Below are 17,353 nucleotides of genomic sequence, written 5' to 3'. Positions count from 1 at the left end.
GTTCAAGGGAATACTGAGGAACCTTCTGGATCGGCCGGGAGGCGTTCCTCTGACGCCCTACCAGAAGGTCGTGAAGGCGGCGCACGCGCGCGCCGGCCGGGTCGGCGATCTCGACGAGCTGCCCTCGCCCGGCATGGACGATCTGGCCGAGTTCTGCGCGGTCGCGCGCGAGGCCGCCGACCGCACCCTCGGGCTGCGCCCCTACGACGTGCAGCTGCTCGGCACGCTGGCCCTGCTCGACGGCAAGGTCGCCGAGATGGCCACCGGCGAGGGCAAGACCCTGTCGGGGGCCATGGCGGCGGCCGGCTACGCCTTGCAGGGCAAGCGGGTGCACGTCATCTCGGTCAACGACTACCTGGCCAGGCGTGACGCCGAGTGGATGGGCCCGTTCTACGAGGCGCTCGGCGTGAGCGTGGGCTGGATCGACCAGAACTCCACGCCCGAGGAGCGGCGCGCGGCCTACGCGAAGGACGTGACGTACGGGCCGGTCAGCGAGATCGGGTTCGACGTGCTGCGCGACCGGCTGCGTACCGACGCGAGCGAGATCATCGTGCCCGCGCCCGAGGTGGCGCTGATCGACGAGGCCGACTCCGTGCTCGTGGACGAGGCCCGGGTGCCGCTGGTCATGGCGGGCGCGGCCGATCCGGGCAGCGCGGTGCCGGAGATGGCGGCGCTGGTGCGCCAGCTCGTCCGCGGCTACCACTACGAGATCGACGAGCAGGCCCGCAACGTCTACCTCACCCCCAAGGGCGCCGACAGTGTCGAGAACCTGCTCGGCGTCGAGCTCTACGACGAGCACGAGCCCGGCACGCTGATCGAGCTCAACCTGGCCCTGCACGCCCACGCGCTGCTGGCCCGCGACGTCGACTACATCGTGCGCGACGGCAAGGTGCAGCTGATCAACCCCTCACGCGGCCGGGTGGCGCTGCTGCAGCGCTGGCCCAACGGCCTCCAGGCGGCCGTGGAGGCCAAGGAGGCGCTGCCCCCGAGCCAGAAGGGCGAGATCCTCGACTCGATCACCGTGCAAGGCCTGATCCGCCGTTATCCGCAGATCTGCGGCATGACGGGCACCGCCGTGGCGGTCAGCGAGCAGCTCGGCGAGTTCTACGGGCTCAAGGTCGCGGTGATCCCGCCCAACCGGCCGTGCGTGCGCACCGACGAGCCCGACCGCGTCTACCCGGCCGTGCCCGACAAGGACGCGGCGCTGGTCGAGGAGATCCAGTCCGTGCACGAGAGCGGCCGGCCCATCCTCATCGGCACGCTCGACGTGGCCGAGTCGGAGAACCTGGCCAAGCTGCTGCAGCGGCGCGGCCTGGAGCCGGTCGTGCTCAACGCCAAGAACGACGCCGAAGAGGCCGCGATCATCGCCAGGGCCGGCGAGCGCGACGCCATCACGGTCTCGACCCAGATGGCCGGGCGCGGCACCGACATCCGCCTCGGCGACGGCGTGGCCGAGCTGGGCGGCCTCTACGTGATCGGCTCGGGCCGGCACGCCAGCAGCCGCCTGGACGACCAGCTCCGCGGGCGCGCGGGCCGCCAGGGCGACCCGGGCGGGTCGGTCTTCTTCGTCAGCATGAAGGACGACCTGATCACCCAGTTCGTCCCCGACGAGCGCCCGCCCGCCGCCGACGCCGACGGCCTGGTCCGCCACCGGCGCGGCGCCTACCTCGTCGGCCACGCCCAGCGCGTCGCCGAGGGCGTCAACCTGGAGATCCACCGCAACACGTGGCGCTACACGCGCCTGCTCGAACACCAGCGCGAGCTCATCCTGGAGTGGCGCGACAAGGTGCTGCACGGCGACGCCGCCGCCAAGGCGCTGGCCGAGGCCGACCCCGAGCGCTGGGCGGAGCTGCCTGAGGACACCAGAAACGAGACGGCCCGCCAGATCGTGCTGCACGCCATCGACCGCTGCTGGACCGAGCACCTGGCGTTCCTGACCGACCTGCGCGAGGGCATCCACCTGCGAGCGCTGGGCCGGATGAGCCCGATCGACGAGTTCCACCGCGAGGCGGTCAAAGAGTACAAGTCACTGCTCGCCGAGGTGGAGCGGCGCTCGCTGGAGTCGTTCGAGGCGCCGGAGCCCGATCTGGGGCGGCCGACGGCGACGTGGACCTACCTGGTCCAGGACAACCCGTTCGGCACCGAGTGGGACCGCATCCTCAAGCGCGTCACCGCCGCCACCCGCAGGGGCTGAGCGCGCTCACGGCCAGGTGGGGTCGCCGGAGGCGACCACCGGGCCGTCCAGCACGCCCAGCCGTTCCAGCAGGGTGATGAACGTGGCCGCGTACGGCGACTTGGCCGTCACGGCGGCCACCCGGGACCAGTCGACCTGCTCGCGCAGCGCCCGCACCTGGGCCAGCAGCGCGCCGTAGTCGCAGGCGTGCTCAGACAGCGGCAGCAACCACGAGATGACCAGGTCGGTGGCCTCCAGCACCGGCACGATCACCGCCGACGCCTTCAGCGGCTCGGCCCGGTCGAGCAGCTCGTCGGTGATCGGCAGGTCGGACACCCGGAAGATGAGGTCGACCAGGCGGCCCTCGTCGTAGGCCTTGACCAGCCAGTCCTCCGGCGGCTTGGCCGTCTGGAAGCCCAGCCCGCGCAGCGCCTCCAGCGCGGCGGGCACGTCGTGCTCGGTCAGCACGAAGTCGACGTCGTGCAGCGAGGGCGCCGCCCCGCGCGCGTAGGCCGCGCAGCCGCCGGCCAGCGCGAACTTCACTCCGGCGTCCTTCAGCCCAGAGCTGGCACGCTTGAGCGTGTCCAGGATGGCGTCGGTGACCGCGTGACCGTGGCTGCTCATGTGACCGGGCTACCCAGCCCATCGGCGGCTAGACGTTGGAGGGTAAGGCTTCCGGGTAGCGCCAGGGCGTATGACCGAAATACTGGAAAAGACGGAGCGCGCGTACGAAGGAGAGCACGATCGCCCGCTCCGCGGCTACCTCGGGCTGCTCAGCGCGTACGGCGGCACGGTGGCGATGGCCGCCGCCGCGGCGCTGCTGGCCGGCCGCCGCGCGCCCGACCACGTCGGGGTCATGGACCTCGTGCTCATGGCGGCGTGCACGCACAAGGTGTCGCGGCGCCTGGCCAAGGATCCCGTCACCAGCCCGCTGCGCGCCCCCTTCACCGAGTACGAGGGCCAGGGCGGCCCCTCCGAGCTCCAGGAGAAGCCCAAGGGCGCCATCGGCGAGCTGCTCGCCTGCCCGTTCTGCCTGGCCCAGTGGGTGGCCACCGGGTACGCGGCGGGCCTGGTGCTCGCCCCCAAGGCGACCAGGCTCGTGGGCGCGACCATGACCGCGGTCGCGATCTCCGACTGGCTGCAGCTGGGTTACGCGAAGCTGATGAAGTCGGCCGGCGAGTGACGAACGGGCGAGAAGATCTTCTTCCTCTTACCGGAAGGAAAAGACGTTAAGGGGTGACCGCTGAGGGCAGTTGGTGCGCATGGCTACTTTGCTCTGGATCATCGCCGTCATTCTCGTCATCTCCGGGATCTACGTGATCCTGGCCCGGCGCGACCTGCTCTGGGGGATCGTCCTCATCGTGATCGGTTTCCTGGTCGGGCCTGGTGGGGTCAGCATCTTCAATGTCTAGGGGCGCCCGTCACCGGCCGCCCACCCGTTCCCGACCGCTGGGCCGATCTCCGAGAACGGTCCAGCGGTCTCTCATGCCCGTCGGAAAAGCACCCGGAAAAGCGCACAGGCTCCTCATTTCCGAGGAGCCTGTGCGCTTCGGTGTCCGCGCCGTTCAGCCGCCTTCGGCGGCGAAGCCGTTCTCACAGTCGAGGCAGTAGACGGCGTAGGCCCGGTTCAGCACCGGCAGCGCCACGTTGCGCACCCTGATGCCGCCCGGCGTCATGCCCTTCTCGCTGCCCTTGTGCGCGTGCCCGTGCAGGATCAGGTCGGCGCCCGCCGTGTCGACCGCCTCGGCCAGCAGGTAGCTGCCCAGGAAGGGGTAGATCTCGTGCGGCTCCCCCTCCAGCGTCTCCTTGGTCGGGGAGTAGTGAGAGAGCACCACCCGCTCGTCGGCCACGATCTCCTTGAGCGCCACCTTCCACTTCTCGGCGATCTGGCGCGTGTGGGAGACGAAGTTCTTGATCTCGCGCTCGCCGAACTCGCTGGCGCACTTGCCGGCGAACCCGCCGCCGAAGCCCTTCCCGCCGACCACGCCCAGCTTCTTGTCGCCGCACTGGATCACCACGCCGTCGTCGTCCAGGACGATGACGCCGGCGTCGCGCAGTTCGGCGGCGATCTCGTACTGGAGGTCCGAGTGGTAGTCGTGGTTGCCGAGCACCGCGACGGTGGGGATCGGCAGGCCGCGCAGCTCGTCGGCCACCAGCCTGCCCTCCTCCAGCGTGCCGTGCCTGGTCAGGTCGCCCGCCAGCATGAACACGTCCGCGCGGTCCTCGATGCCGTCGAGTTTCTTGCGGTAGCGGCCTCTGACGTCTTCGCCCAGGTGGATGTCCCCCACCGCGGCTATGCGCAGGTCAGTCAAGATGTTCATCCTCCCCCGGCGCGGTCGCCTCCACGATGTTGATCTCGTTGTGCACATGGAGCTCGGGCGCGGCCTCGTGCGCCACCTGGCCGAGCCGTTCGCGCTGCTCCGTCCCGCTCACCTGGCCGCGCAGGAACAGCTGGTCACCTCTGATGTCGACGCGAATTCCGAGCTCGTGCGTCCGTCCGTCCTCGGCCAGCGCCTGCTGGACGCGGGCCGCGACGTACTGCGGAGCTTCCATCGCAAGCCTCCCTCTCCTGTCGCCGCATGCCCGGGTTAGAACCCCTCAAACGGCACGAATCAGCTCAATAGTTGCCTGTTCCACCCGGCCCGCCGTGGCGAGCTGCCCGAAGTCGGCGTCCGCGCCCAGCTCGGTCAGCGCCGCGGCGATGGTCCTGTCCCGCTCGTAGGCCTCCACGACGCGCGGATCCACGTACGACGCCCTGGCCACGGTCGGCGTGTTGCCCAGGTACTCGGCGACCTCGCGCATCACCCGGGTCACCGCGCGCTGCTTGCCGGTGCGGCCGTGAGTCCTGGCCGGCCGCGACACCGCCAGCCCGACGGCCGCGAGCACGGTGGCGTGCCAGGTGCGGAAGTCCTTCGCGGTGACCTCGTAGCCGATGATCTCGCGCAGGTACTCGTTGATGTCCTCGCTCCTGATGTCGCTCCAGCCGCCGGAGTGCCGGTAACGCAGCAGCTCGCCCTGCACGCCGAGGCCCTTGAGCGCCCTGAGCACCTTGCACGCCGCCGGGTCGGCCACCTCGACCTCGCGCGCGATGTCGCCCTTGGCCTGGTAGGAGCAGACGATGATGCCGCTGGAGCAGGTGATGTGCTCCATCCGCAGCGTGGCCAGCCCGTAGGTGTCGTAACTCTCCCCGCCGATGCGGAAGAAGCCGATGTCGAGCAGCCTGGCCGCGACGGCCAGGACCCGCTGCCTGGTCAGCCCGCGCCCCTCCAGCTGGTCGTCCACGGCCTTCCTGAACGCGGGCAGCCGCTCGGCGACGTCCAGCACCCGGTCGAACTTGACCCGGTCCTGCTGCTCACGCCACACGTCGTGGTAGCGGTACTGCCGCCGGCCCGCCGCGTCCGTCCCCACGGCCTGCAGATGGCCGTCGGGCGAGCCGCAGATCCACACGTCCTGCCAGGCCGGCGGGATGGCCAGCGCCTTGATCCGGGCCAGCGTGTCCGGGTCGCGCACCGGTGCGCCGTCGGGGCCGAGGTAGCTGAACCCCCGGCCGCGCCGCCGGCGGACGATCCCCGGCTCGTTCTGGTCGCTCGGGCGCAGCTCCGGCCCGGGGGACGACTCCATACGAGGATCACCATCAGGCACGGGAGGCGGCTACCCCGGACGTTAGGCGGCAAACGGTACGGGCAGGTGAGGCGCATGTCTGATAACGGAGAGTGGCACGAGCAGCGGGATCGGCGAGGTCATGCCATGGTGCCCGCCACGCCGCGCGACGTGGTGCACATCAGGGTGGGCTCGTTCCTCCTGGTCTTCCTGTTCGCGTTCACGGTGCTCGGCATCATCGCCCGAGCATGGGTACTGGCGGGGATCGCCGTCCTGCTGGCGGTCGCGACGGTGGTCGACATCACGCTGGCGGTGAAGCGGCAGAAGAACAAGGGCGCACACGGAGAGGCGGGCTGATCTCGACATGGCACCACTTCGAGGGCGGGTAGTGGTGGTGACGGGCGCGAGCGGCGGAGTCGGGCGCGCGGTCGTCCGCATGCTCGGCGCGCAGGGCGCGAAGGTGGCGCTGATCGCCCGCGGCACCGCGGGCCTCGGCGCCGCCGCCGTGGACGTCGGCGCCGAAGGCGGCACGGGTCAGGTCTACGAGGCCGACGTGGCGGACTACGAGCAGGTACGCCACGCCGCCGAGCGCATCGAGAAGGAGATGGGCCCCATATCCGTATGGATCAACACCGCCTTCTCCTCGGTGTTCGCCAAGTTCACCGACATATCCCCGGAAGAGTACGAACGCACCACCGCGGTCACCTACCTGGGCTACGTCTGGTGCACGAAAGCAGCCCTGGACGTCATGGGCCCGCGCAACGCCGGCGCCATCGTCCAGACGGGCTCGGCCCTGTCCTATCGCGGCATCCCCCTGCAGTCCGCGTACTGCGGGGCGAAACACGCGATCAAGGGCTTCACCGAGTCGGTCCGCACGGAGCTCATGGGCGACGGCAGCGGCATCGACATCACGCTCGTCCAGCTCCCCGCGGTCAACACACCCCAGTTCGACTGGGTCCTGTCCAAGCTGCGCCGCCATCCGCAGCCCGTACCCCCGATCTACCAGCCCGAGGTGGCGGCCAGGGCGATCGTGTACGCGGCCGAGCACCCGGAGCGCAAGGAGTACTGGGTCGGCACCAGCACCGCGCTCACCCTGCTCGCGCAGCGCGCCGCCCCGGCGCTGGTGGACCGCTACCTGGCCAGGTCGGGCGCGAAGTCCCAGGTGACGGAGGAGAAGGCGCCCACCGGCGTGGCCAACCTGTGGGAGCCGGCCGACGAGTCCACGGACTACGGCGCGCACGGCTCCTTCGACTCCCGCTCCCACAAGCGCAGCCCTCAGCTCTGGCTCTCCCAGCACCGGCGGCCGGTCCTGCTGACCCTGGCCGCGGGCACGGCCGCCGCCATCGCCGCCGTGGTCCGGTTCAGGCGCTCATAGCGCAACTCCGGCACGCCGCGTCACCGCGCGCTCCCGATCGCTTTAACGGGATCGCGCGGGGGTAGGCGCCGCAGAAACCGCTTTCGAGGAGGCGATGATGCCTGAACGCGATCTCCAGTACCTTGCCGAACTGGCGGCACAGCTACGCGTCGACTCCGTGCGAGCCGCCGCCGAGGCGGGCTCCGGCCACCCCACCTCGTCGATGTCCGCGGCCGATCTGATGGCGGTGCTGTTCGCCTGCCACCTGCGCTACGACTTCGACGACCCGGCCAATCCGGCCAACGACCATCTGATCTTCTCCAAGGGGCACGCCTCTCCCCTGCTCTACTCGCTGTACAAGGCCGCGGGCGTGATCGACGATGAGGAGCTGCTGACGTTCCGGCGCCGGGGCAGCCGGTTGGAGGGGCATCCGACACCCCGGCTGCCCTGGGTGGACGTCGCCACCGGCTCGCTCGGGCAGGGCCTGCCCGTGGGCGTGGGCGTGGCGATGGCCGGGCGGCTGGAACGGATGCCGTACCGCGTGTGGGTGCTCTGCGGTGACAGCGAGCTGGCCGAGGGATCCATCTGGGAGGCCGCGGAACACGCGGGGACCGAAGGACTGGCCAACCTGATCGCCATCGTGGACGTCAACCGGCTCGGGCAGCGCGGCCCCACCCGGCACGGCTGGGACACCGGCGCGTACGCGCGCAGGTTCGGGGCGTTCGGCTGGCACACGATCGAGATCGACGGGCACGACCCAGGACAGATCGACTACGCCTTGAACGACGCCTGCAACACGCGCCGGCGGCCTACCGCGATCCTGGCCAAGACCCGCAAGGGCGAAGGGGTCCTGGAGGTCGAGAACCGCGAGGGCGCGCATGGCAAGGCGCTGAAGGACCCCGACAAGGCCGTGACGGAGCTGGGCGGCAGCAGGAACGTACGGGTCGAGGTGCACAGGCCCGAGTCCGACGCGACGCCGTACCGGTTCGCCACCAGCGGGATGCAGGTGCCCGCCTGGCCCGTCGGGGACCAGGTCAGCACGCGGGCCGCGTACGGGGAGGCGCTGAAGGCGCTCGGCACGGCCAGGGGCGACGTCGTGGCGCTGGACGGCGAGGTCGCCGACTCCACCAAGACCCAGGCGTTCGCCGAGGAGTTCCCCGAGCGCTTCTTCGAGATGTACATCGCCGAGCAGCAGCTCGTGGCGGCGGCCGTCGGGATGCAGGTGCGCGGGTGGAAGCCGTACGCGGCCACGTTCGCGGCGTTCCTCACCAGGGCGCACGACTTCATCAGGATGGCCGGGGTGAGCGGGGCCTCCATCCGGCTGGTCGGCTCGCACGCGGGGGTGGCGATCGGCGAGGACGGCCCCTCGCAGATGGGCCTTGAGGACCTGGCCATGCTGCGCACCACGTACGGCAGCACCGTGCTCTACCCGTGCGACGCCAACCAGACGGCCGCGCTGCTCTCCGAGATGGCCGACCTCGAAGGCGTGTCCTACCTGCGTACCACGCGGGGCGACACCCCGGTCATCTACGAGCCGGGCGAGCGGTTCCCCGTCGGCGGGTCACGCGTGCTGCGGCAGAACCCCGGCGACCGGGCCACCATCGTGGCGGCCGGCGTGACCGTGCACGAGGCCCTGGCCGCGGCCGACGAGCTGCGGGCCAGCGACATCCCGGTCGGCGTCATCGACCTGTACTCGATCAAGCCCGTCGACGCGGCGGCGCTCATCGAGGCGGCGACCACCACCGGCACCCTGATCACGGTCGAGGACCACCGGGCCGAGGGCGGGCTCGGCGACGCGGTCTCGGACGCGGTGAGCGAGCTGGGGCCGCGAGTGGTGAAGCTGGCCGTGACCGACCTGCCCGGATCCGCGACCCCGCGGGAACAGCTCGCCGACGCCGGCATCGACCGCGCCGCCATCGTCGCGGCGGTCAAGCGGCTGCTGTGACAGCCGGGCGGCGGCACGGTGAAGGGCCGGTGGTCTCCCGACCACCGGCCCTTCTTTCAGGACTGACGGGGGCTCTCAGCGGGACTTGGCCGTGGCCTTCCTGTTGGCCTTCTTGATGGCCGCCACCAGCTCCTGCTTGGTCATCTTCGACCGGCCCACCACGCCCAGCCTGGCCGCCACGCCCCGCAGGTGCTCCTTGCTCGCGTTGGCGTCCACCCCCTCCTGGGTGCGCCCGGACCGGTCCGTGGCGCCCTTGTCGGAAGGGCCCTTCTCGTCCTTCGGCTCCCAGTGGTCGCCGACCTTCTCGAAGGAGTGCTTGAGCGCGGCGAACGCCGTCATGTGGGCGCGCCGGCCCTCGCCGTACTCCTCGACGGCCGAATCGTGCGCCTTGATCCAGGTACGCTGCGCTTTCTTGGGAGAACGCCTGACGGTCGATGGCAGCTCTTCAACGCCTGGCATGTCGATCTCACACCTCCTAGAGGGGCGGTTCGTGGCGGCGCTCCTCGTACACGGTGGTCCTGCGCGCCTCGGGCTCCTCGTAGATCTCGTGGCGGTGCACCGGCTCCTCGATCGGGCCGACCGCTCGCCGGGTGACGCGGATCCTGTAGATGCCGAACAGGAGTCCGACGATGCCGCCGAGCATGAGGATGACACCCACTACGTTGATGTCGAGACCGGCGAGGTCGAACTCGACGGCCCAGGTGAGGATCGCACCGAGCATGATGAGGATGATGCTTCCGGCGATGGTCATCAGATTTACCTCCTTGACACGAAGGAACCTCTATCCACATGGCGAAAAACAAACCCGTCGTAATGATTGGGCTGATGGGATCAGGCAAGACGACCTCGGGACGCCTGATCGCGGCGGCTCTCGGGCTGCCGTTCACCGACAGCGACCAGTACCTCCAGGAGCGCTACGGCGCCACCTCGGCGCCGATAGCCGCCCGGGAGGGCAAGGAGACGTTGCACCGCTACGAGGCCGAGCACGTGCTGGACATGCTGGCGGGTGAGCCGAAGGTGATCGCGGCGGCGGCTAGCACGCTGGAGAGCCCCGAGGTTCGGGCGGCGATGGGCCGGGCGTTCGTGGTCTGGGTCGACGCGACGGACGACGTGCTGGCGCGGCGGATGCGCACGAGCGATCACCGTCCCGACTACGACCCGGCGACCATGCGGGCCCGGCGCGAACACTTCTTCCACGAGGTGGCGGACCTGATCTGCGACGTCGGCGTGCTCAGCCCCGAGCAGGTACGCGACGAGGTGCTGCGCAAAATGGGTTTGCCCGACGGCGATCACACCTGATAGCCAAAGGGGATGCCAGAGAGCATGTTCGCCGAGAAACCCACGCTGAAGGGCGAGCGCGTGACGCTGTGCCCGATCGGCCTCGAACACCTCGACGGCCTCGTCGAGCTCGTCTCCGACCCCGAGGTGGGCCGGCTGACGGGCTCGCACGGCACGTTCGAGGTGGATCGGCTGCGGGCCTGGTACGCCACGCGCGGCGAGCACGCCGACCGGCTCGACCTGGCGATCATGGCGGACGGCGAGGTCGTGGGCGAGATCGTGCTCAACGAGCTCGACGCCCACAACCTGTCTTGCAACCTGCGCATCGCGCTGGTCGGCCCGCGCGCCTTCGGCAAGGGCTACGGCACGGAGGCGATCGAGCTGCTGCTGGCCCACGCCTTCACCGCGACGCCGATCCACCGGATCAGCCTGGGCGTCTACACCTTCAACGAGCGCGCCCGCCACGTCTACAAGAAGATCGGCTTCGTCGAGGAGGGGGTCGAGCGCGACGCTCTGCTCTGGGACGGCGAGTGGCACGACGCCGTGCTGATGTCCGTGCTCCGGCCCGAGTGGCAGTCAAGATCCGGAAGCCTGGCATAATGATCATGACTCATGGGTCCCCCGAGGCGCGCGGGGGACCTGTGGCGTCTTTCCTGGCAACCAAAGGGCGATGTCGTGCATCTAAGCATCAGTGACGATGCGCTTGGTGCCCGGTGATCCCGAGAGGCTCGGCGGCTTCTGGCCGGCGGCCAGGCTCGGCGCGGGCAAGCGCGGTGTCGTCTACGACGCCTACGACGACGAGGGCCGCCGCTTCGCGGTCACCGTGCCGAGGGGCGAGATCGGGCACCGGTTCGAGAAGGTGACCTGCCGCCATCTGGCGGAGGTGGTGGCCGTCGGGTCCGACGGAGGCGTCCCCTACGTGGTCAGTCAGTTCGTCAGCGGGCCCGACCTGCGTGAGGCGGTCGCGCTGCACGGCCCCTACTGCGGTGACGAGCTCGTCGCGCTGGCCGCCGCGCTCGCCTCCGCGCTGCGGGCCCTGCACGAGGCCGGGCTGACGCACTCCGGGCTCAACCCGGAGGCCGTGCTGCTGGCCGCCGACGGGCCCCGGGTGATCGAGCTGGGCCTGCCCGCGGGCGACCCGACCGGCGACACGTGCACGTACCTCGCCCCCGAGGTCCTGACCGGGCAGCCCGCCGGGGCGGCGGCCGACGTGTTCGCGTGGGGCGCGGTGGTGCTGTTCGCGGCCACCGGCCGCGACCCCTTCCAGGGGGAGAGCCTCGGCGGGATCATGCACCGGCTGCTGACCGTCGACCCCGACCTGAGCTGCCTGCCCGCCCCCCTGCGCGAGCTGGTGGAGCGGGCGCTGTCGAAGAACCGCGCCGACCGGCCGGCGGCGGCCGAGCTGCTGATCGACAGCGAGGCCCGGCTGCGCCCGCCCGAGACGTGGGCCCCGACGCGCTCGCTCGGCGAGGTGGCCGAGGAGGTCTACCTCTCGCTCACCCCGAGGCAGCAGGAGGAGGTGCCCGGCCTGCTGCTGCGCCTGCTCGACGGCGACGACCCGCACGACGAGGGCCAGGCGCTCACCCCGCTCATGGAGGCCGGCCTGCTCGTGCGGCGCAGCGTCCGCGTGCCGCCCGCCGAGACGTCCGTGGGCAAGCTCGTGGCCGTCAGCGACAACCGGGTGGCCGCCGCCAGCGCCGCCCTCTATCGGGCCTGGCCCCGGCTGCGCGGCTGGGTCGCCGACGAGCGCGACGGCATGCCGTCGCACCGGCGCATCCGCGAGGCCGCCAGGACCTGGTCCGAGCACCGCCGCGACCGCAGCCACCTCTTCCGCGGCCATGAGCTCGACTCCGCGCTCGGCTGGGCCGCGACCAAGCGCCGCCACCTGCGGCTCAACCAGCTCGAACGCGACTTCATCAACGACAGCGTGACCCTGTCCAGGCAGCGCAGGAAGCTCATGGTGCCCGCGCTGGCCACGGTCGCGGCCGTGCTGGCCGTCGCGGTGACGATGAGCGTGGTGTCCGTGCACGGCCAGAACGACCTGCGCGGACGCCTCATCGAGGCCGACGCCAGGGCCGTGGCGGCCAGGGCGGAGACCATGCGCGACTCCGACCCGCGCACCGCGATGCGGCTCAGCGTGGCCGCGTGGCGGCTGGCGCCGGTGTTCGAGGCGCGGGCCGCGCTGCAGGCCTCGCTCGTGCAGCCGGAGCTGGGGGTGTTCACCGACCCGGGCGCCGACGCGCGGGCGCGCTACCTGCTGCGGGGGGACGAGCTCGTGCGCTGGGACGCCGACGCCGTCACCGTCTGGGACGTGGCCGGCGGGCGGCGGACGGCCACGTACGAGCTGCCGGCCGGAAGCACCGCGCTGAGCGACGACGGCCGCCACGCGGAGGGGGCCGACGGGCGGCCCATCGACGTGACGACGGGGCAGGCGCCGGCGGGCGATGCCGTGTACGCGATCAGCCGGGCCGGCAGGACGGTCGTCTACCGGGGCGGCCGGGTGCTGTTCGACGTGAGCGACAAGAAAGTGGCTTTGTCCCCCGACGGTTCCAGGGCTGCCGTGTCGGGGCTGACGGGGCGGGTGGAGTTGTGGGACCTGGTGCCCCGGCGGGTCAGGACGGGGGTCGTCGCCGTCGAGCCGCTCACCGGTGTCGACGCCGGGGCGCCGGCCCTCGCCTTCAGTCCTGACGGGGGGACGCTGGCGGTGGCGGGACGCGACGGGGTCACGCTCGTGGAGGACGAACGGACCCGTACCGCTCGTTCGGCCCCCGCCCAGCCCCTCAAGGCCCGAACCCCCTCCCCCACCGGCGCTCTGGGAGGCGAAGCCGGATGGCCCAGCACCCTCGCGGCCCCACCCACCGGCGACTCGGCGGCCCAGACGGCACCCTCCGCCCCTCTCGCGGCCCCTCTCGCGGCCCTGCCCACCGGCCCCCTTGCAGGGCAGGCCGCACGTCCTGGTGCCCTCGCGGCCCCGCCCGCCGGCCCCGTGGGGGCGCAGGCTGCGCCCTCCGAGGGTTCGGCGGCGCAGGGTGCGGTTCCCGGGCCTGGGTTGCGCGCGCTTCCGGCGCCGCCGCCACCGTCCGCGCTCAAGGCCGTCACGCCATCGCCCGTGCCCAAGCGCGACGCCGGGGCCGAGTCGGCTGTGCCCAAGGTGGATGCCGGAGCGCGAACGGCTGTCCCTGGGCTCGATGCCGGAGCAGCCGCGCAGGAGCCCGACGGCGGAGCTTCGGCGGCGTCGCCTGAGCCCGATGCCGAGGTGGGGGCGCGGGAGCGTGATCCCGATGAAGGGCCGGCGAAGGAGCGGGGCTGGGGGGTCGAGATCGTGGACGGGCTGGAGACGCCTGCTGGCGCTCTGGCCGGGCCTCTCGTGTTCAGCCCCGACGGCCGCCTGCTCGCCCTCCCCGGCGACGGCGAGGTACGCGTCTGGAACGTGGCCGAACGCCGCCTGGCGGGCGCGTACCCCCTCAAAGACCCCAGCCACGGCCTGGCGTTCTCCCGGGACGGCCGGACGCTGCGCTACCTCAGCGGCACCGGCTCGGTCGTCTCGCTCGACGTCTCCGGTCTGCCGATGCCCGCCCAGGACGGTCACGTCGCCGCCTTCTCCGGCAACGGCCGCGTCGCCGCCAAGGAGGTCGGGGACACGATCGAGCTCACCGACGCCGAGGCGCGCAGGACGCTGGGCCGGATCGCCGCCGCCGGCGACCTGGCCTTCGACGCGAGCGGCCGGCTGCTGGCCGTCGCCGGGGACCCGGTGACCGTGTGGGAGGTGACCGGGGGCAGGCAGGTGGCCACGATCAACGCGGGTGGCGACGTACCGGCCGTGGCGCTCTCCCCCGACGGCGGCACGCTGGCCACCGCTCGCGGCAGCATCCTGGAGACGTGGGACGTGCGGACGGGCCGTCGGATCAAGACGTACGAGAGCGCGGGTGACCTGGCCCTGGCCTTCAGCCCCGACGGCAGGACGCTGGCCGCCGGCGACAGCCTGCTCGACCTGCCCACCGGCCGGCTCACTCCGCTCAGCCTGGCCGCCGAGGCCGGTGGGGGCGCCGCCGCGACCGCGCTGTCCTTCTCACCGGGTGGCGACAGGCTGGCGTTCGGGCTGGAGGGCGGCAGCGTGCTGCTGTGGGACGTACGCGAGCGCCGGCCGCTCGGCACGATCGAGGCCGGCACCACCCCGGTGGACGAGCTGCGGTTCTCCCCGAAGGGCGACCTGCTGGCCATCGACGGCTCCCGCACCTCGCTCTGGGACACGAAGACGCTGCGTGAGGTCGGCCAGGTGGGCTCGTGGGCGGCGGGCCTGGCCTTCAGCCAGGACGGCAGGCGGCTGCGCGGCGTGGCGCTGGACGGGACCGTACACGAGATCGCGGTCGATCCCGCCCTGACGGCGAGCGAGGTCTGCACCCGGGCGGGCGGGGCGCTGAGCCGGCAGGAATGGGCCCGGCTGATCCCCGAGACCGGCTACCAGGACGTCTGCTGACGACGGGCCGCACCGGCCACCCCGGGCAGCAAGATCACCCGGCCCGGCTAGTACTCCAGTGACACTTCGCGATCTTGAGGAGTGCGAGGTCACATAGCGACGGCCACCGCGAGATCATTCGGAGTTTGTGAAGACAACCAAAGATCATGCGGTGGCCGCGAGCCACAGCGTAGACCCTGACGGCTGGATGGTCACCTTCAACGAGCTGATGGCCCGGATCGCCGGCCGGTTCGGCCGCGTGGAGCCACGTCGCGCCGTGACCGCGTACGTGCGTGGGCTGCTGGCTGACCTCGACCGCAAGAACTGCTGGAACCTGGCCGAACACGCCGGGCTGGGTGGCCCGCAGGTGCTGCAGCGGCTGCTGCGCACCGCCCGCTGGGACGCCGACAAGGTGCGCGATGACGTCCGGGATTTCGTCGTCGACCGGCTCGGCCCCGGCGGCGTGCTGATCGCGGATGAGACCGGGTTCCTCAAGAAGGGCGCCGGTTCGGCCGGGGTGCAGCGGCAATACAGCGGCACCGCGGGCCGGATCGAGAACTGCCAGATCGGCGTGTTCCTGGCCTACGCCACCCCGGCCGGGCGGGCACTGCTGGACCGGCGGCTCTACCTGCCCGAGCACACCTGGATGGCCGATCCTGATCGGTGCCGCGCGGCCGGCGTCCCGGACGAGATCGCCTTCGCCACCAAGCCCGCCCTGGCCACCGCGATGATGCTGGCCGCCCTGGAGGCCGGCGTGCCCGCACACTGGTTGACCGGCGATGAGGTCTACGGCCAAGACCCGCGCCTGCGCGCCGCCTTGGAGGAACGCCGGATGGGATACGTACTGGCGATCGCGGGCAACCGGCGCATCGAACTCGAGGGCGTCCAGGTGAGCGCGGCCGAGGTCGCCGCCAGGGTGGCCGATCGGCACTGGCACCGCTACCGCGCCGGTCAAGGAGCCAAGGGCCCGCGCTGGTATGCCTGGGCGTGGGCCCGTATCGATGAAGGCGAGGCCCAGGGGTATCGGTGGCTGCTGATCAGGCGCAACCTGACCACCGGTGAGCTGGCGTTCTACCGCTGCTACGCCCCTGCCCGGCAGCCGCTGATGGCCTTGGTCAAGATCGCTGGGATTCGGTGGGCGGTTGAGGAGTCTTTCCAAGCCGCCAAGGGTCAGGTCGGGCTGGATCACTATCAGGTGCGCGGCTGGACGGCCTGGCATCGGCACGTCACCCTGGCCATGCTCGCCCTGGCCCTACTCGCGGCCATCGCCGCCGTCCAGCCGTCCGACACCACAGAGGACCGCATCCCGCTGACACTGCCCGAGATCCGCCGGCTACTGGCCACCCTGCTGCTGACCCGGCACCGATCAACCACCGATGTTCTGCGCTGGTCAGACTGGCGCCGCCGGCACCAAGCCATCGCCCGACGCTGCCACTACCAGCGCAGATCCAAACCATGATCGCGAAGTGTCACTGGAGTACTAGGCGTGCTGGAGGGCCGGACGGCGGCCCCACGTGGCCCAGCGCCACAGCCACTCCAGCGGACCGAACCGGTAACGGCGCAGCCAGAGCGTGGAGAACAGCCACTGCGCGGCGAGAACCCCGATCACGAGGGCCAGTTGCACGGGCCCGGTCCAGTCCTGCGGGCGACCGTGCAGGTGCGCCACCGCCAGCACCAGCATCGAAGCGGTGAGGTAGTTCGTCAGCGCCATCCTCCCCAGCGGCGCGAAGAGCGCGTGCAGCGCCGCCCGCAGCGGCGTCCTGAGCAGGAGCAGCAGTACGCACACGTACACCCCGCCGATCACCATGCCGGCGACCGCCGTCACAACGCCGGCGGTCCGGCCGACGGGATCGTTCAGCTGGAAGACGACCTGCAGCGCCAGCGTCGGCACCGCGGCCGCCGCGAGCAGGACCCCCGTCATGGCCGGCCCCTTCGCGGACCGCTCGATCCGGTCGATCACGCCGTATCTGACCAGGGCGGCGCCCGCCAGCACCAGTCCGGGGGCGAGCAGGTAGCCGTCGGTGACGAACAGGGATGCCACGAGGACCACGGCGGCGAGGACCGCGACCGCCCACCGCGGCAGCCAGGTCGACGGCAGCAGGACCAGCAGCCCGGAGGCCGCGTAGATGGCGAGCACGTCACCCGGCCAGATCAGGAACATGTGCAGGAGGCCGATCACGAGCAGCACGAGCAGCCTGCGCACCAGGAGCAGCCGCGGACTCGCCGTACGGCCCTCCGCCGACTCCAGCAGCAGCGCGAACCCCACACCGAACAGCACGGCGAAGATGGGGAAGAAACGATGATCGACGAGGTAACCCGTCCAGCCGCTCGTACCGTCGCTCGGGCCGGGCGGCACGATCCTGCCGCTGATGTTGGAGATCGGCCCGACATTGGCCAGCAGGATCCCGCAGAGCGCGAATCCGCGGATCACATCGAGCGCGTCGATGCGCCGTCTTCTCTCTGACATGAGGCCCAAGTGTGCGGGGCCGTGCCCTAGCCGCGGCATCGGTCGAAAGTGCCGTCCACAACCCTACTTTCGGCCGGTTG

17 protein-coding genes are annotated in these 17,353 nt (G+C 71.4%); 10 read left to right on the top strand and 7 right to left on the bottom strand.

Annotated features, from left to right (window positions below):
- Window positions 1–70 precede the first annotated feature (70 nt).
- Window positions 71–2,194: an accessory Sec system translocase SecA2 gene (gene secA2 / locus OIE67_RS01885; RefSeq protein ID WP_326636024.1), complete on the top strand. Its 2,124-nt coding sequence runs from the start codon at window positions 71–73 to the stop codon at window positions 2,192–2,194.
- Between the two features lie 6 nt (window positions 2,195–2,200).
- Here secA2 and OIE67_RS01880 read toward each other — a convergent pair whose 3' ends face one another.
- Window positions 2,201–2,797 (bottom strand): nucleotidyltransferase, encoded by a 597-nt coding sequence (locus tag OIE67_RS01880; RefSeq protein WP_106248923.1) that lies wholly within the window; start codon window positions 2,795–2,797, stop codon window positions 2,201–2,203.
- A gap of 70 nt (window positions 2,798–2,867) precedes the next feature.
- On the opposite strand from OIE67_RS01880, the gene OIE67_RS01875 reads away from it, so the two are divergent.
- The gene (locus OIE67_RS01875; protein WP_106248921.1) at window positions 2,868–3,356 is read left to right on the top strand and encodes a DUF1360 domain-containing protein; all 489 of its coding nucleotides are present in this window, start codon (window positions 2,868–2,870) and stop codon (window positions 3,354–3,356) included.
- Window positions 3,357–3,435: 79 nt separating this feature from the next.
- A complete protein-coding gene (locus OIE67_RS01870) occupies window positions 3,436–3,585 on the top strand; it encodes a GPGG-motif small membrane protein (RefSeq protein ID WP_181308348.1) in 150 nt (49 codons plus the stop codon).
- Window positions 3,586–3,738: 153 nt separating this feature from the next.
- Here the strand turns inward: OIE67_RS01870 and OIE67_RS01865 are convergent, their stop codons facing one another.
- From OIE67_RS01865 to OIE67_RS01855, 3 genes are read right to left on the bottom strand one after another with little or no spacing between them, the layout of a single operon-like run.
- Window positions 3,739–4,485, bottom strand: coding sequence for a metallophosphoesterase family protein (locus OIE67_RS01865; RefSeq protein WP_219912285.1), 747 nt, complete (start codon window positions 4,483–4,485; stop codon window positions 3,739–3,741).
- Window positions 4,478–4,726 carry a BON domain-containing protein gene (locus OIE67_RS01860; protein WP_326636017.1) on the bottom strand — a complete coding sequence of 83 codons (249 nt, stop codon included), beginning with the start codon at window positions 4,724–4,726 and terminating at the stop codon, window positions 4,478–4,480. Before OIE67_RS01860 ends, OIE67_RS01865 begins: the two co-directional genes overlap by 8 nt.
- Window positions 4,727–4,771: 45 nt before the next feature.
- Window positions 4,772–5,794 carry a DNA topoisomerase IB gene (locus OIE67_RS01855; RefSeq protein WP_326636015.1) on the bottom strand — a complete coding sequence of 341 codons (1,023 nt, stop codon included), beginning with the start codon at window positions 5,792–5,794 and terminating at the stop codon, window positions 4,772–4,774.
- 75 nt (window positions 5,795–5,869) lie between these two features.
- Here OIE67_RS01855 and OIE67_RS01850 point away from each other — a divergent pair, with 75 nt between their 5' ends.
- The 3 genes from OIE67_RS01850 to OIE67_RS01840 all read left to right on the top strand — a co-directional run bounded on the left by OIE67_RS01850 (window position 5,870) and on the right by OIE67_RS01840 (window position 9,072).
- Entirely contained in the window at window positions 5,870–6,130 is a 261-nt protein-coding gene (locus OIE67_RS01850; RefSeq protein WP_326636013.1) for a hypothetical protein, read from the top strand.
- Window positions 6,131–6,137: 7 nt separating this feature from the next.
- Complete coding sequence (locus tag OIE67_RS01845; RefSeq protein WP_326636012.1) at window positions 6,138–7,148, top strand: SDR family oxidoreductase; 1,011 nt, start codon at window positions 6,138–6,140, stop codon at window positions 7,146–7,148.
- A 94-nt stretch (window positions 7,149–7,242) separates the two neighbouring features.
- Window positions 7,243–9,072, top strand: a complete 1,830-nt coding sequence (locus OIE67_RS01840) for a transketolase (protein WP_326636009.1) — start codon at window positions 7,243–7,245, stop codon at window positions 9,070–9,072.
- A 75-nt stretch (window positions 9,073–9,147) separates the two neighbouring features.
- Here the strand turns inward: OIE67_RS01840 and OIE67_RS01835 are convergent, their stop codons facing one another.
- Window positions 9,148–9,531 (bottom strand): ChaB family protein, encoded by a 384-nt coding sequence (locus OIE67_RS01835; RefSeq protein WP_106248912.1) that lies wholly within the window; start codon window positions 9,529–9,531, stop codon window positions 9,148–9,150.
- Window positions 9,532–9,547: 16 nt separating this feature from the next.
- On the bottom strand, window positions 9,548–9,823 hold the full coding sequence (locus OIE67_RS01830) for a hypothetical protein (protein ID WP_106248911.1): 276 nt from the start codon (window positions 9,821–9,823) through the stop codon (window positions 9,548–9,550).
- A 38-nt stretch (window positions 9,824–9,861) separates the two neighbouring features.
- On the opposite strand from OIE67_RS01830, the gene OIE67_RS01825 reads away from it, so the two are divergent.
- From OIE67_RS01825 to OIE67_RS01810, 4 genes are all read left to right on the top strand, one after another.
- A complete protein-coding gene (locus OIE67_RS01825) occupies window positions 9,862–10,371 on the top strand; it encodes a shikimate kinase (protein WP_407674826.1) in 510 nt (169 codons plus the stop codon).
- A gap of 12 nt (window positions 10,372–10,383) precedes the next feature.
- Window positions 10,384–10,950 carry a GNAT family N-acetyltransferase gene (locus tag OIE67_RS01820; protein ID WP_326636002.1) on the top strand — a complete coding sequence of 189 codons (567 nt, stop codon included), beginning with the start codon at window positions 10,384–10,386 and terminating at the stop codon, window positions 10,948–10,950.
- 106 nt (window positions 10,951–11,056) lie between these two features.
- Window positions 11,057–14,827: a protein kinase domain-containing protein gene (locus tag OIE67_RS01815; RefSeq protein ID WP_326636000.1), complete on the top strand. Its 3,771-nt coding sequence runs from the start codon at window positions 11,057–11,059 to the stop codon at window positions 14,825–14,827.
- A gap of 208 nt (window positions 14,828–15,035) precedes the next feature.
- On the top strand, window positions 15,036–16,265 hold the full coding sequence (locus OIE67_RS01810) for an IS701 family transposase (protein ID WP_326645176.1): 1,230 nt from the start codon (window positions 15,036–15,038) through the stop codon (window positions 16,263–16,265).
- A gap of 21 nt (window positions 16,266–16,286) precedes the next feature.
- Here OIE67_RS01810 and OIE67_RS01805 read toward each other — a convergent pair whose 3' ends face one another.
- The gene (locus OIE67_RS01805) at window positions 16,287–17,273 is read right to left on the bottom strand and encodes a DUF418 domain-containing protein (RefSeq protein ID WP_326635998.1); all 987 of its coding nucleotides are present in this window, start codon (window positions 17,271–17,273) and stop codon (window positions 16,287–16,289) included.
- Window positions 17,274–17,353 lie beyond the last annotated feature (80 nt).

It is taken from the genome of Nonomuraea fuscirosea, from assembly GCF_035917475.1.
Classification (GTDB): Bacteria; Actinomycetota; Actinomycetes; order Streptosporangiales; family Streptosporangiaceae; genus Nonomuraea; species Nonomuraea fuscirosea.
This window is presented reverse-complemented; position numbering and strand designations above follow the sequence as displayed.

Bases quoted from the DNA above. Each gene is read 5' to 3' on its own strand.
- OIE67_RS01880 (WP_106248923.1), bottom strand. From the start codon at position 2,797: ATGAGCAGCCACGGTCACGCGGTCACCGACGCCATCCTGGACACGCTC.
- OIE67_RS01875 (WP_106248921.1), top strand. From the start codon at position 2,868: ATGACCGAAATACTGGAAAAGACGGAGCGCGCGTACGAAGGAGAGCAC.
- OIE67_RS01870 (WP_181308348.1), top strand. From the start codon at position 3,436: ATGGCTACTTTGCTCTGGATCATCGCCGTCATTCTCGTCATCTCCGGG.
- OIE67_RS01860 (WP_326636017.1), bottom strand. From the start codon at position 4,726: ATGGAAGCTCCGCAGTACGTCGCGGCCCGCGTCCAGCAGGCGCTGGCC.
- OIE67_RS01855 (WP_326636015.1), bottom strand. From the start codon at position 5,794: ATGGAGTCGTCCCCCGGGCCGGAGCTGCGCCCGAGCGACCAGAACGAG.
- OIE67_RS01850 (WP_326636013.1), top strand. From the start codon at position 5,870: ATGTCTGATAACGGAGAGTGGCACGAGCAGCGGGATCGGCGAGGTCAT.
- OIE67_RS01845 (WP_326636012.1), top strand. From the start codon at position 6,138: ATGGCACCACTTCGAGGGCGGGTAGTGGTGGTGACGGGCGCGAGCGGC.
- OIE67_RS01840 (WP_326636009.1), top strand. From the start codon at position 7,243: ATGATGCCTGAACGCGATCTCCAGTACCTTGCCGAACTGGCGGCACAG.
- OIE67_RS01835 (WP_106248912.1), bottom strand. From the start codon at position 9,531: ATGCCAGGCGTTGAAGAGCTGCCATCGACCGTCAGGCGTTCTCCCAAG.
- OIE67_RS01830 (WP_106248911.1), bottom strand. From the start codon at position 9,823: ATGACCATCGCCGGAAGCATCATCCTCATCATGCTCGGTGCGATCCTC.
- OIE67_RS01825 (WP_407674826.1), top strand. From the start codon at position 9,862: ATGGCGAAAAACAAACCCGTCGTAATGATTGGGCTGATGGGATCAGGC.
- OIE67_RS01820 (WP_326636002.1), top strand. From the start codon at position 10,384: ATGCCAGAGAGCATGTTCGCCGAGAAACCCACGCTGAAGGGCGAGCGC.
- OIE67_RS01810 (WP_326645176.1), top strand. From the start codon at position 15,036: ATGGCCCGGATCGCCGGCCGGTTCGGCCGCGTGGAGCCACGTCGCGCC.
- OIE67_RS01805 (WP_326635998.1), bottom strand. From the start codon at position 17,273: ATGTCAGAGAGAAGACGGCGCATCGACGCGCTCGATGTGATCCGCGGA.